This window comes from Pseudoalteromonas sp. MB47 (assembly GCF_011319765.1).
Classification (GTDB): Bacteria; Pseudomonadota; Gammaproteobacteria; order Enterobacterales; family Alteromonadaceae; genus Pseudoalteromonas; species Pseudoalteromonas simplex.
In genome coordinates this window covers 250,616-264,244 of the sequence record NZ_VFBD01000031.1, presented here as the reverse complement: position 1 = coordinate 264,244, position 13,629 = coordinate 250,616, and the positions used below count along the sequence as shown (strand labels likewise).

13 protein-coding genes are annotated in these 13,629 nt (G+C 41.7%); 11 read left to right on the top strand and 2 right to left on the bottom strand.

The window, feature by feature from the left end; translation table 11 throughout:
- Complete coding sequence (locus IMPJCBKJ_RS19450; RefSeq protein WP_240921064.1) at positions 1 to 2,625, bottom strand: flagellar hook-length control protein FliK; 2,625 nt, start codon at positions 2,623 to 2,625, stop codon at positions 1 to 3.
- A 102-nt stretch (positions 2,626 to 2,727) separates the two neighbouring features.
- Between IMPJCBKJ_RS19450 and ccmA the strand changes: the two genes are divergently transcribed.
- From ccmA to IMPJCBKJ_RS19400, 10 genes are read left to right on the top strand one after another with little or no spacing between them, the layout of a single operon-like run.
- On the top strand, positions 2,728 to 3,348 hold the full coding sequence (gene ccmA, locus IMPJCBKJ_RS19445) for a cytochrome c biogenesis heme-transporting ATPase CcmA (protein WP_138599030.1): 621 nt from the start codon (positions 2,728 to 2,730) through the stop codon (positions 3,346 to 3,348).
- Positions 3,348 to 4,034, top strand: coding sequence for a heme exporter protein CcmB (ccmB, locus tag IMPJCBKJ_RS19440; RefSeq protein ID WP_054553246.1), 687 nt, complete (start codon positions 3,348 to 3,350; stop codon positions 4,032 to 4,034). The genes ccmA and ccmB overlap by 1 nt, the downstream gene beginning before the upstream one ends.
- Before the next feature lies 1 nt (position 4,035).
- Positions 4,036 to 4,773, top strand: coding sequence for a heme ABC transporter permease (locus IMPJCBKJ_RS19435; RefSeq protein WP_054553245.1), 738 nt, complete (start codon positions 4,036 to 4,038; stop codon positions 4,771 to 4,773).
- Between the two features lie 2 nt (positions 4,774 to 4,775).
- The gene (gene ccmD, locus IMPJCBKJ_RS19430; RefSeq protein WP_054553244.1) at positions 4,776 to 4,979 is read left to right on the top strand and encodes a heme exporter protein CcmD; all 204 of its coding nucleotides are present in this window, start codon (positions 4,776 to 4,778) and stop codon (positions 4,977 to 4,979) included.
- Positions 4,976 to 5,455, top strand: a complete 480-nt coding sequence (ccmE, locus tag IMPJCBKJ_RS19425; RefSeq protein WP_054553243.1) for a cytochrome c maturation protein CcmE — start codon at positions 4,976 to 4,978, stop codon at positions 5,453 to 5,455. The genes ccmD and ccmE overlap by 4 nt, the downstream gene beginning before the upstream one ends.
- A 1-nt stretch (position 5,456) precedes the next feature.
- Positions 5,457 to 7,412 carry a heme lyase CcmF/NrfE family subunit gene (locus tag IMPJCBKJ_RS19420; RefSeq protein WP_166341676.1) on the top strand — a complete coding sequence of 652 codons (1,956 nt, stop codon included), beginning with the start codon at positions 5,457 to 5,459 and terminating at the stop codon, positions 7,410 to 7,412.
- Positions 7,409 to 7,978, top strand: coding sequence for a DsbE family thiol:disulfide interchange protein (locus tag IMPJCBKJ_RS19415; protein WP_138599028.1), 570 nt, complete (start codon positions 7,409 to 7,411; stop codon positions 7,976 to 7,978). Before IMPJCBKJ_RS19420 ends, IMPJCBKJ_RS19415 begins: the two co-directional genes overlap by 4 nt.
- Positions 7,978 to 8,439: a cytochrome c-type biogenesis protein gene (locus IMPJCBKJ_RS19410; RefSeq protein ID WP_054553240.1), complete on the top strand. Its 462-nt coding sequence runs from the start codon at positions 7,978 to 7,980 to the stop codon at positions 8,437 to 8,439. The genes IMPJCBKJ_RS19415 and IMPJCBKJ_RS19410 overlap by 1 nt, the downstream gene beginning before the upstream one ends.
- Positions 8,440 to 9,702: a c-type cytochrome biogenesis protein CcmI gene (ccmI, locus tag IMPJCBKJ_RS19405; protein WP_054553239.1), complete on the top strand. Its 1,263-nt coding sequence runs from the start codon at positions 8,440 to 8,442 to the stop codon at positions 9,700 to 9,702.
- A 9-nt stretch (positions 9,703 to 9,711) separates the two neighbouring features.
- A complete protein-coding gene (locus tag IMPJCBKJ_RS19400) occupies positions 9,712 to 10,443 on the top strand; it encodes a VacJ family lipoprotein (protein ID WP_054553238.1) in 732 nt (243 codons plus the stop codon).
- A gap of 63 nt (positions 10,444 to 10,506) precedes the next feature.
- On the opposite strand, the gene IMPJCBKJ_RS19395 is transcribed toward IMPJCBKJ_RS19400, so the two are convergent.
- Entirely contained in the window at positions 10,507 to 11,730 is a 1,224-nt protein-coding gene (locus IMPJCBKJ_RS19395) for an HDOD domain-containing protein (protein WP_166341674.1), read from the bottom strand.
- A gap of 370 nt (positions 11,731 to 12,100) precedes the next feature.
- On the opposite strand from IMPJCBKJ_RS19395, the gene putP reads away from it, so the two are divergent.
- Positions 12,101 to 13,612, top strand: coding sequence for a sodium/proline symporter PutP (gene putP / locus IMPJCBKJ_RS19390; protein ID WP_166341672.1), 1,512 nt, complete (start codon positions 12,101 to 12,103; stop codon positions 13,610 to 13,612).
- Positions 13,613 to 13,629: the final 17 nt, after the last annotated feature.

Genomic DNA, 13,629 nt, shown 5'->3' with positions numbered 1-13,629 from the left:
TTACACCTTAATGTTAATAATCGCATGGGATTTATAAAAAGCTTGGTGGTTTGATGTCCCTTGTTGCAAGTTTAACTCACCTACATTTAAACCATGGCCTGCTAATTTATGACGCAGTGTTTCTAAATGCGGATGAGCAAGTGCTGTCACTTCTTGTGAAGAAGCGAGCAATTGGCAATCAACTGCTTTATCCATCACCTCTGCGGTAATTTGTAACTTGCCAAGCTGTGCATAATCAAAATTCAATCGCACAAACCAGACATTCTTAGCTTCGAGTTTATTTTTACTTGGCTTTTTATATTGTCCTAAGCTGATTTCTGTTTGCCCTGTTTCAGGAGGTAACTTCATAGGTAAGAAAAACTGCGCGAAAGCACTGTTATCTTGTTGCTGATTGATGGGCGTTGTTTGCACCTGAGCTAGAGTGTTTTTCAGTTGCGAGGCTTCAGCCGCCATGGCTTGCATCGCAGGCTGCTGTAGTTGCTCGAGTAATTTATTGCCGTTAACGGCTTTAAAGTTGGGCACTAACACTTGCAGTAAGGCATCAAGACCAGTTTGATTATTAAAACTAAGGTTGGTTGGTGCTTGATTAATAATTGGCGCGGCAAGTGAAGCCACTGCTAATTGTTCTAACCCTTGGCTGAAGCTTGCCTGCTGAGTTTGACTAGGCAGTGCTGTTGGCCTGAGGATACTTAAAAGCTCTCGTTCAATCGTTGTAGGGTGCATGTTTTGACTCGAGATCATGCGATTAAATGCTTGATTAACGAGCCTGTTTAAATCTACCGAAGGCGATGTGTTTTGCTCACTCAGGGCTACAAGTTTCTCTGTTAATTGCACTGGCAGAGGCATACTTGCTAACGGTTTACTTTCCGGGAGCGGTAATAGCTTAGCAATCAGCGTGGCTTCGATTGGCCTTATCGGCAATAATGGCTGACTCAAGTTCGGCTCTTTTGTTGCTAAGAAGGGGGCGTGTAATTGAGTTTGCTGTTGAACAACTTTTTGTAACCCTACGGTTTGCTCATTGGGTGCTCGAGTCACGAAGTTATGCTGTTTAGTTTGCTCACTCATCTTTTTCAGTACTGAATTAGCGAGGCTACTTTTAACTGGGGCAAGCTGTTCAGATGCTGCTTTGTCAGAGTTTAGTGTATTAACAGAACTGTTAATTGACTTGTTGTCTGCAGGTGCTTTTTGCATAGCATTGTCTATGCTCAATACAGGGTGTTGTGCTTTGCTATGGTTTGTAGCCAACTGAGTCGCTTGATTTTGTGCGCTAACAAGCGGCTCTAAACTGACTTTTATCCGTTGTAGTAACTGTATTAAAGGTGGAGCCTTGTTATAACTCACGGGTAAGCTAACTTGCTTTGCAGGCTGACTTTCGGTTAATGGCTCTGTGTGTTTAGTCGCAGGTAATGGCGTATTTGCTGAAACTGGCCTACTTTCTTTTTGCAGCACTTGAGACGAAGCAAGTTTTGGCGTGCTTTGTTGAGCAGCGGCAAACTTTACTATATTGATTTTATTAGCATTAAAACCTAATTGGCTAATCGTATTTTTGCTTTCAATCAGCTGATGGGTTGACTGGTTAACAGCCGCTTTAGTGGTAGCAGGAAGCTTTTCAAAATAGCGCACTGCATCACTAATACGCGTTTTTAAATCAGCAAAACTGTCTTTTAGCCAAGAGCTAATGGGTGAATGTGAGCTGCTCGATGGTGCTAACAACGTTTTCTTAGGTTCAACTGCTTGGCTTTTTAATGCTTGATTGAATGTCTCTGACAGCGAGTTCTTTAACAGTATTTGTTGCACAGGCGCTTTATTTATAAGTTCAACAGTATTTTTAACTTGCTGGGGGGTTAGTTTTAATGCATGAGGATGAAATTGCCACTGGGCTTGAATTTGCTTAGCTTGTTTTGGCGATATTGTAGGTAGCGGTAAAGTTAATTCATTACTTTGCTTGTTTGCAACGCTTAACTGTACTTGTTGCCCTGCTAATTTCAAATTCATTTCAGGGGTTAGCTTAGCCACCAACTCAGCTACTTTTTGTTGGCTAACACTTTGCTGATGGAGTGAATCCCCAAAGCGATTAATAATGTTTAAATTAAAGCTATTTTGTTGGTTGGTAGCAGGCAGCAAAATGGCTTTAAGCGGTGCTTCAGCTTTTAAAAGAGCAACCAGGCTATTATTAAGAGCAAACTCAGCTTTTAATGCCGGTAGTTGTAGTAAAGGTTTACTTGGCGCAATCTGAGCTGGGTGCGGCATATTTGTATTTGCACTCCCTTGCGTTAGCAAGTTCAGTAGTGCTTGTAATTGCTGGCTTTTGCCAAGAGTAATCGTCAGCGGTGCTGGTGTGATAGTCAGCTGTTTACCATCACTACTTAATTGAATATTGGCCGCTAAAAAGCGCTCAGTTTTGAGGTTTTCTTGCTCTGTTGATAAGCGCAGTGTTTGCCATGAGTTATTGATTAGCACGTCCATTTGCACACTGTGTTTACCAACCACAATATTACGAGCAGTTAGGCTCTGCTCAGCCAGCATTTTCAAGGCATCATTAGGTGATTGCTGTAGTGCACTGCTGATTGCTTTTGGGTCTAGATTAAGCTGAGTGCTGAGAGTCAACTGGCTTTGTTTATTCATTATTTTAGATCAAATATAAGTTAATCGTTTTAAAGCAATATTCGTATTACCCTATCATTATGGTAGACTAACGCCTAATTTTGGGTATAGAGAATCGTCATCTTGTTACACATTAAGGCCGTCACCTGCATCAAGCAAGATCGTTGTTTGTTTGCGGATCTTAATTTCAGCTTGAAATCGGGACAAATTATGCAATTAGCTGGTCCGAATGGGGCTGGTAAAACATCATTATTGCGTATTATCGCGGGTTTCGCTATGGCGGATGAAGGCGATGTTTTGTTCCAAGATCGCTCAATTACAAAATACTATGATGAATATGCACAAGAGTTATTATTCATCGGCCATAAAACTGGGGTAAATACACAGCTTACCGCCCTTGAGAATGTCGCATTTTGGCTAAAAATAAATGGCTACGATAGCAAACAAGACTTGTATCCGATCTTAGCAAAAATAGGCTTGGTAGGTCTTGAAGATGTACCTGTTCGTATGTTGTCAGCAGGGCAACAACGCCGTGTCGCTCTAGTAAGACTGTGGTTAAACAGTGCCAAACTATGGATCCTTGATGAGCCATTTACAGCCCTTGATAAAAGCGGTGTTGCATTTTTACAAGAACGCTTTGTTGAGCACCTAAATGCTGGCGGCGCGATTCTATTAACCACCCACCAAGATTTAACGACACATTTTAGTGACCTTCAAACAGTGACTTTGGAGTATCGCCACTGATGGTAAAACAGCATTCGTATTGGCAATTATTCTCTGCGGTTTTTTCTAAAGATCTTAAATTAGCGTTTCGTCAGCGTGCTGAAATCGTTAACCCTATCTTGTTTTTTCTTATCGTTATTACACTTTTTCCGTTAGCAATTGGCCCTGAACCCGGTCTACTTGCTCGTATGGCGCCGGGCATTATTTGGGTCGCTGCGTTACTCTCGACCATGTTAGGCCTAGATAAGCTATTTCGTGATGATTATCACGACGGAACACTAGAGCAATTAATTGCTTCATCATACCCTTTACCGTTAACTGTCCTTGCAAAAGTGGCAGCGCATTGGGTGATAACGGGGTTGCCTTTAGTGTTAATGACTCCGGTATTTGCTTTGTTATTGAATTTAGAAAGTTCAGCGCTTTTAGCAACCGTTCTGACCTTATTGTTAGGTACGCCATTGCTTAGCTTCATTGGCGCAATTGGCGCTGGACTTACTGTGGGACTACAAAAAGGCGGCATTTTAATGAGTTTGCTTGTTTTGCCTTTGTACATCCCTGTACTAATTTTTGCAACCTCGGCTATTGATACCAGCTCTATGGAGCTTGCCTATAGCGGACAGCTTGCAATCCTTGGTGCCATGCTAATCGTAGCGATTATAGCGGCACCAATTGCCATATCGTCAGCATTGAAAGTGAGTGTAAGTTAATATGTGGAAGTGGTTACATCCCTACGCAAAAGCAGATCGTGCTTACCAATTGTGTAACACCTTACTGCCTTATTTCGCCGTCGTTACGGTGGTTTGTATGATTGTTGGATGGGTCTGGGGGCTTGCTTATGCCCCAGCCGATTACCAACAAAAAGACAGCTACCGAATTATTTTTATCCATGTGCCTTCAGCTATTTTATCTATGGGCGCTTACTCTTCTATGGCGATTGCAGCAGTGATCGCACTAGTATGGCAATTACGTAATGCAGAACTTGCAGTGATTGCAATTGCACCTGTCGGGGCATGTGTGACAGCGATAGCATTAATTACCGGTGCAGCATGGGGTAAACCTATGTGGGGCGCATGGTGGGTGTGGGATGCACGTCTTACCTCTGAGTTAATCCTGTTATTTTTATACCTTGGTGTGTTATCGCTTTATCATGCTTTTGAAGATAAAAAAGCAGCGGGGCGTGCTGCTTGTATCTTAGCCATTGTTGGGGTTATCAACTTACCGATTATTCACTTCTCGGTGGAATGGTGGAATACCTTGCATCAAGGTGCAACCATTACAAAGTTTGATACTAAAGCCATTGATCCAAGCATGTTTTGGCCATTAATGGTTAACATTGTTGCGTTTGCAGGTTTTGTTGGTGTGGTGACGTTAATCCGCCTTAAAAACGAAATTCTACAACGTGAAAAGCATCGCCCTTGGGTGCGTGATATGGTTGAGCGAGGTTAATCATGCAGTTTGATTCTTTTGCAGATTTTATTGCCATGGGTGGCTATGGCTTTTATGTATGGTTGTCTTTTGGTAGCTGTGCATTAATTTTACTCGGTATTTTATTTAGTTCGTTAAACGATACAAAACGTATTTTCTCTTCAGTAAAGCAGCAAGCACAACGTGAAGAGCGCATTAAGAAAGCGAAGCAAGAGGCAGGGCAATGAATCCAAGACGTAAAAAACGTTTATTAGCAGTTGTAGCCATTATTTTTGGTGTGGGTGCAACCATTGGTTTAGTGCTGTATGCACTGCAAGAAAACATCAATTTATTCTATACCCCAAGTGAACTTGTTGATGGTAAAGGACCAAATAAAGAAAAACCGCATATTGGTCAAAAGTTACGTATTGGTGGCATGGTTGTACCTGGCTCAGTTGTTCGTGACGAATCAAGCTTAAAGGTAAGCTTTAAGCTGATTGATAAAGGCCCTATGGTGACAATTAATTATCAAGGGATTTTGCCGGACTTATTCCGTGAAGGCCAAGGGATTGTGGCGCAGGGCGTGTTAGTTAAAGCCAATGAAATTGATGCCTTTGAAGTACTTGCAAAGCATGATGAAGAATACATGCCTGCAGAAGTTGCTGAAGCAGTGAAGGGTATCAAGCACGAAAAACCGACGTATAACTTAGATAACGGCAATTAATATGATCCCAGAACTCGGTTATTTTTCTTTAACACTGGCCATGGTGCTCAGTGTTCTATTGTGTATTTTTCCTATGTGGGGGGCGCATACCGGCAATTTACGTTTAATGCGTGCCGCCCCATCACTGGCAATTGGACAGTTCGTATTTGTGCTTTTGTCTTTTGCGGCACTTGTTTATGCTAGTTTAACCGACGACTTTACTGTTTCGTATGTTGCTTATCATTCAAGTAGCACCTTACCTTGGTACTACAAAATAACCTCGACATGGGGGGGTCATGAAGGGGCGATATTACTTTGGTTAGTGATGCAAGCGGGTTGGACAGCCGTAGTAGCTATACGCTCGCAATCATTACCTTGGGTATTACGTGCTCGTGTACTTGGTGTACTAGGCTTTTTAGGTGTTGGCTTTATGTTATACACCTTGTTAATGTCGAGCCCATTTGAGCGCTTATTACCGTATTTCCCTGTTGAAGGTCGCGATTTAAATCCGTTATTGCAAGACCCAGGTATGATTATTCACCCGCCATTGCTTTATATGGGCTATGTAGGTTTATCTGTGTCATTCTCATTCGCTATTGCAGCGTTACTTACTGGTAAGCTTGATAATACTTGGGCTAAGTGGTCTCGTCCTTGGACTATGACAGCATGGGGCTTTTTAACACTTGGTATTACCATTGGTAGTTGGTGGGCATACTCAGAACTTGGCTGGGGCGGCTGGTGGTTCTGGGATCCCGTTGAAAACGCATCATTAATGCCATGGCTTGTGGCAACCGCATTGCTGCACTCATTATCAACCACCGAAAAGCGTGGTGTATTTAAGTCGTGGACCGTATTACTGGCTATTGCAGCATTCTCGTTAAGCTTACTGGGTACCTTTATTGTTCGCTCGGGTATCATTGTATCTGTGCATGCTTTTGCCTCAGATCCTAACCGCGGTATGTTTATTTTAGCATTCTTAGCCATTGTAGTTGGTGGTGGTTTATCGCTTTATGCACTGCGTGTTTCGCAGGTGAAAAGTGAAGGCCGTTATAAGTTTGCCTCACGTGAAGTTGCGCTTTGGTTAAATAATATTTTCTTAGTTGTGGCAACGCTGATTGTATTATTAGGCACATTATTACCTATGGTCCATAAAGAGCTTGGCTTAGGCAGCATTTCGATTGGTGAGCCGTTCTTCAATAAGATGTTTGCTATTTTACTGGTACCGTTTGCCATTTTAATGGGTATGGGTCCGCTGTTACGCTGGAAACAAAATAAATGGTCAATGTTGCAAAACAAATTTGCACTATCGGCTGTTGTCAGTCTCGTGGCTACGGCAGCGTGGTTATATTCAAGTTACGATGTAATTGCGCCAATTACCTTTATTGCAACTGCGCTAGCGGTATGGATTGTTGTTACTACTCTGGTTGATTTAACGGCAAAAGTAACTATTCACAAAACCTTAGGCGAAGGCTTTAAACGTTTAGGACTAAGCTATTGGGCGATGGTATTAGGTCACGTTGGTTTAGCGTTCGTGATTGCAGGTGTAACGTTAACCTCTGCTTATTCAGTAGAGCGTGATGTATCAATGAAGCCGGGTGACACTGTGGCTTTAAATGAATACCAGTACCGTTTTGATGGTGTTAAGTCTATTCGCGGCGCTAACTATAGCGGCCATGCTGGGGTTGTCACTGTGCTGAAAAATGATAAACAAGTAACCGTTTTACATGCTGAAAAACGCCGTTATGACATTGGCATGCAGTTTATGACAGAAGCAGCTGTTGATGCTGGCTTTACGCGTGACTTATACCTAGCACTGGGTGAGCAATTAAGCCAAGGTGCGTGGTCGTTACGTATTTACCATAAGCCTTATGTTCGTTGGATGTGGCTCGGTGGTATCTTGATTTCACTGGCAGGCTTTTTAGTGCTTGGTGATAAACGCTATCGCCAAAAATCGACTAAGCAGGAGGCATCAGCATGAACCGTAAACTACTCGCACTAGCACCTTTACTGGTTTTCGTTTTACTGTGTGTGTTTTTATATCAAGGCTTGTTTGCTAACCCGCGTGAGCTGCAAACTGGGCGTATTGGGCAGGCTATGCCAGCTTTCAACTTGCCAGACTTGATGGATGAGTCAACGCGTTGGACAGATAGTGATTTAAAAGGTGAAGTTTACTTACTCAATGTGTGGGGCACATGGTGCCCGACCTGTTTAGCTGAGTTGGGCTATTTAACTGAGCTTAGAGAGCAGGGCGTTAAGATTGTTGGCTTATACTACGAGCAAGGCTACGACCCTGACTTTGATGGCCAGTTTGATATTAACGCACTACGCGAAGACGTTACCAGTATGCTTAATCGTGCTGGCGACCCATATCAATTCAATATCTTAGATTTAAAGCGCACATTAGCCCTTGATTTAGGGGTGTCTGGCGCGCCAGAGACCTTCTTAGTTGATAAGCAAGGCACCATTTTGCTGCACCATACCGGCGATATTAATCCGCGTGTGTGGCGAGCCAAATTCGCACCGTTAATGCAGGAGTTACAGTAATGAGACTCGTGATTTTTTTAGCAAGTTTGCTTATCACGTTTAGTGCATTTGCAGAGCAAGACAAATATCAATTTGATGACAAAGAGCAAGCTGTACGCTTCAGTGAGCTTACCAAAGAGCTGCGTTGCCCTAAATGTCAAAACCAAAACATTGCCGACTCAGACGCGGTTGTAGCCAAAGACTTGCGCGACAAAGTGTTAGCGCTGGTAAAAGATGGCAAAACTAAAGATGAAGTCATCGAATATATGATTGACCGTTATGGCTACTTCGTACATTACGATCCACCCGTAACACCCGCAACCTTAGTATTATGGGTATTGCCAGTATTGATTGTGGTACTTGGCTTTGGGTTTATTGTTTTACGCCAACGTAAGGCATCGGTAAAACAAACATGGACAGAGCAAGACGAGGCACTACTTGCAAAGTTAATTGAACAAAATCAACGTCAGGAGCAAAGCTAGATGGCATTAATGTGGGCTTCTTTTGTTTTACTCACGCTGGTTGCATTGCTATTTGTTGTCGTTCCTTTTTTTAAACGCGAACGTATTCAACGCCTTGATCACAATGCAAACTCGGAGTTAATCCGAATTTATCATCAACGTTTAGATGAGCTTAAAACAGACTTAGATAACCAACGTATTGATGCACAAATGCACGACGAATCAGTTATCGAACAAAAACGTCGTTTGCTCAATGAGCTGTCTCCAGAAAAAGCGCTAAATAGTAAAGGTAACAACCGTATTTTTGCCCTTACTGGCGCTGGCTTTTTAATTGTTTTAACGGCTATCTTTTACGGTTACACGGGTAGTCAGCAGCAAATAAAAGGCTGGCATGACGCGATGGCAAACCTTAAGTCGTATGGTGAACGTGCCGTAATGCAAGATGGTGAGCCATTGACACCGAATGAGTTGCAAGCATTTGCTTTAGCATTGCGTACCAAGCTTGATCAAAGTGGTGATGATGAAGTGGCGTGGATGCTGCTAGGTCGTGTTGCGATGTCATTAAATGAATTTGATATGGCGATGCAGTCATTTGATAAAGTGCTAAAAATGAACCCGGATAACAAGCAAGTGCTGATCAGCTACTCGCAAGTTCTGCTAATGGAAGGCAGTGATGCGAATATGTCACGTGCAGCAACGATGTTATCGAGAGTGTTAAAAGCAGAGCCGACTAATATTGATGCAATCTCATTGTTAGCTCTGATTGCTTATGAGCGCAAGGATTGGCTGCAAGCTAAAACTGCGTTTGAAGTACTGCTTGCAAGTATGCAGCAAAATGATCCGCGTTATAGCATGATTGCAGAGCGTATTGCTGAAATTGATGCTCACTTAAATAATCAGCAGCAAGTTACAAATACAGAAATTGCAGAGGCTTCACACAGTGAAATTCGCATCACAGTTGATTTAGACTCAGCTCTAGCAGATTCGCAGCCACAAAACGGCACCTTGTTTGTTTTTGCAAAAGCAGCCAGTGGCCCACAGATGCCATTAGCTGTGGTAAAAATGACGGAATACAGCTTTCCGCTAACAGTGACATTGAGTGATTCGAATGCAATGGTTGAAGGTCTGAATTTATCAAGTGTCGATAAAATTATTTTAACTGCGCGTTTATCAAAAGATGCAACTGTGGTAACTTCTAGCGGCGAGTTGGAAGGCAAGTCGGGTATTTTAGAACGTGCGAACGTTAAAGAGTACGCGTTGCTAATTAATGAGTTAATACCGTAAGGATAGCCGATGTTTAGGCACAGTATATTTTTTATCTTTTTTGTAGTGCTTGCAGGATGCGCACAAATACCCGAAGAAAAAGCGGATGAGCGAGATCCGTTACAGTCGTTTAACCGTCCTATGTATGATTTTAATATGGACGTGCTTGACGCCTATATTCTTCGCCCAGCAGCTGTTGGCTACGTTACAGTAACGCCAACACCGGTAAGACGCAGTGTTGTTAATTTTACCGATAACATCACCGCACCAACGGATATGGTCAATGCTGGTCTGCAGGGTAAGCCTGGTAATATGGGTATTAGCTTAGCGCGCTTTTTAGTGAACTCTACAGTAGGTCTACTCGGTTTTTTTGATGTTGCTTCATCGCTGGGCTTAGAAATTGTCGATGAAGATTTTGGCCAAACTCTTGGTGTATGGGGAGTGGGTGATGGTGCTTACTTGATGATCCCTGGTATGGGACCAAGTACCGCACGAAACCTAACTGGTGATGTTGTTGATAATTTCGTATTACCTGAAATAACACTAACAACACCTCAAACAATATTAGTGTTTGCACTTAAAGCGGTTGAAGCCCGTGCTTCATTAATGCCACAAGAGAGCCTATTAAATGAGTCGCTAGACCCTTATATCTTCATGAAGGATATCTACTTCCAGCGTCAATTATATGAGCTACATGATGGTAATCCGCCACTAGAAAAAGAACCAGATGACTTTGACGAAGACTTCTTAGAGAATCTTTAAAAGTGTTAAATAAAAATGCCAGCAATTGCTGGCATTTTTATATCGTTAAGGGATGGGTATTCATCAGTCCCCAAACACACTCATTTGGTCATTAGACCAACTTAATGCATCATGGTAAGCGTCCGGTACTTCTTCAGGTTTAAGTCCAAGTTGTTGTTGGATTTCTTTCGCTTTTTCCCAATTTGCTTGCTCATAAAATTTTACCAGCTTTAAATACGTTGCTAATAAGCCTTCATCTTTGAGTAGCGCATCTTTAATTTCAATAGTCAGCGGTAACTTGTTCATTACACTTGGCATATCTTCGTCGAGGATTGCATCCATTAACGACATCATACCCGTTAAAAATGCCATACCAGTATCTCGCATTTTGCCGTGGCTGATTGCCAATAATTCAGCAAACCGAGCACGGGTCAATGAAAGGCGAATTAGTTCGGCTGGCTTATCTGCTGCGACTTGCGCTGCAAATAAAAGTGATAAGAAACGTTTAATTTCTTCACTTCCTAATACAATAAGCGCTTGTTTAATTGTGCTGATTTCAGCGCGACGTTTAAAGGCCGCTGAGTTTGAGTAGCGTAGCAACTTATAAGATAAGTTAACGTCACGTTCAAACACTTCAGTGATTTTTCTGAGGTTTAGATCAATACTCGATGTTTCGTATAGAAGCTCGGCAAGAGCCATCTCTGATGGCGGCAAAGTTTTGCTTTGTACCATCTCAGGTTTTGAAAAGAAAAACCCTTGGAAGTAGCTAAAGCCCATTTCTAGGGCAAGCTGATACTTTTCGTATGTTTCAACTTTCTCAGCAAGCAACTTTATGTGTGGATACGGCTTAATAGCCTCGATGATCGCTTTTATTGAGTCTAAATCACAAGTTAGAAAGTCAATCTTAATAATATCGATGTAAGGATAAAAGTGTCGCCATACAGGTTGGTGAATGTAATCATCAAGTGCAAGTATATAGCCTTTTTCTTTTAGATCTTTAACTAATGCCAGTAGGCGTTTACCTGGTTGGATTGTTTCTAATATCTCTACTACCACCTGCTCTTTACCAAGTAAAAGTGGATAACCCTTTTGCAAGGTTTCTAGAGTAAAGTTGATATAAGCAGGTTTGTTATCCGTTAAATCCTCTAAACCAAAATTAAATTGGCTGCCTTCAATAAGTCGTGACGTTGCTTCATCGCCATCAATATCAGGAAAAACGTTGTCTACGCCATCTCGAAATAAAAGCTCGTAGCCAATTAGTTTTTTATCCCTGTCTAAAATAGGTTGGCGTGCAGCGTAAAAATACATAGTCCAAACATGTCCACATCTGTTAATTCATTTACTTCTCGCAATATATTGCATTGTGCCTGAAATAGCATTAGCTAAATGTTCATTTGCGAGGAAAAGTTATTATTTTATTAAGAATTAAAGACTAGGATAATTTGCAGATAAATTCTATAACTTGCGATTAAATATAAGAAAAATGTTAGATAAAAGTTGAAAAATTGAGCTTTGTCATTTATCTGCTTGATTGGAGTTAAGGGGGGTAAGCATGATATAGTCGTGGGTGATATAGGTTTTTACCCCAATAATGTCTTTAAATTAAATAACTTGCGAGTCATTATTCGGATTAAAAGCCAACATTAAACAACTTTTGGAGGCTAATTTGGAAACAGGAATGATAATTTCGTTAGCATTGTACTTCATCGTCATGTTGGGGATTGGGCTATATGCTTATAAGCAATCTACCGACGATGTATCAGGCTATATGCTAGGTGGTCGTAATTTATCACCAAGTGTTGCTGCGCTTTCAGCTGGCGCATCTGACATGAGTGGTTGGCTGCTAATGGGCCTACCAGGTGCAATGTACTTGTTTGGTTTAAGTAAGGTTTGGATTGCCATTGGTCTAGTACTCGGTGCTTGGGCTAACTACTTCTTAGTCGCGCCTCGCTTGCGTGTTTACACAGAAAAGGCGAATGACTCAATCACCATTCCTGATTACTTCGCAAACCGATTTGATGATAATAAGAATATTCTGCGTGTTATTTCTGCGATTGTAATCATTGTTTTCTTTACTTTATATACCTCATCAGGTGTTGTTGCAGGTGGTAAGTTGTTCGAAAACTCATTTAATATGAGCTACGAAATGGGTCTATACATCACAACAGGTGTCGTCGTGTTATATACCTTGTTTGGTGGCTTCTTAGCCGTGAGCCTGACTGACTTTGTACAAGGTTGTATCATGTTTATCTCACTGCTGGCTGTGCCAATTGCGACGTTTATCATGCTTGATCAGCCAGTTATGGATACACTTGCCAATGCACGCTATGACTTATTATTAAGCTCACCAAAAGAATCAGAAATTCATGCACTTAATATGATGGATTGGTTTGCAGGTGGTTCGACTATAGCGATTATTTCAGCAATGGCATGGGGCCTTGGTTATTTTGGTCAGCCACATATTATTGTGCGTTTTATGTCTGTACGTTCAGTGAAAGATATGCCAACCATGCGTCGTGTGGGTATGTCGTGGATGACGCTATCAGCAATAGGTGCTGTGCTAACTGGTCTATTTGGTGCTGCTTATATGCTTGAAAACCAAATGCCTATTGATGATAAAGAAACTATTTTCTTAGTGTTGTCTGAGCTTATCTTCCATCCTTTAATTGCCGGTTTCTTATTGGCAGCAATTTTAGCGGCAATTATGAGTACTATCTCTTCACAGTTGTTAGTGTGTTCAAGCTCTCTAACTGAGGATTTCTACAAAATTTACTTAAACCGTAGTGCATCTCAAAAAGAGCTGGTTTTAGTTGGTCGTATTAGTGTTATCTTAGTTGCCTTATTTGCTATTTACCTAGCTTATGACCGTAATAGCTCTATTTTAGACTTAGTAAGTAATGCATGGGCTGGTTTCGGTGCAGCATTTGGTCCACTGGTGTTACTGAGCCTTTACTGGAAACGCATGAACTTACAAGGGGCTATTAGTGGCATGGTTGTTGGTGCAGCAACAGTGCTGTTTTGGATATACGCGCCAATTACTATTGATGGCCAAGCACTAAGTGCAATCATTTATGAGATTGTCCCTGGCTTTATTTTATCAACAATAGCCATTGTTGTTGTTAGCCTTATGACGGCTGAGCCGAAAAAAGAAATTACAGACTTATTTGATGAAGTTGAATCGTCATTGTAGTTTTTGATTAAACACAA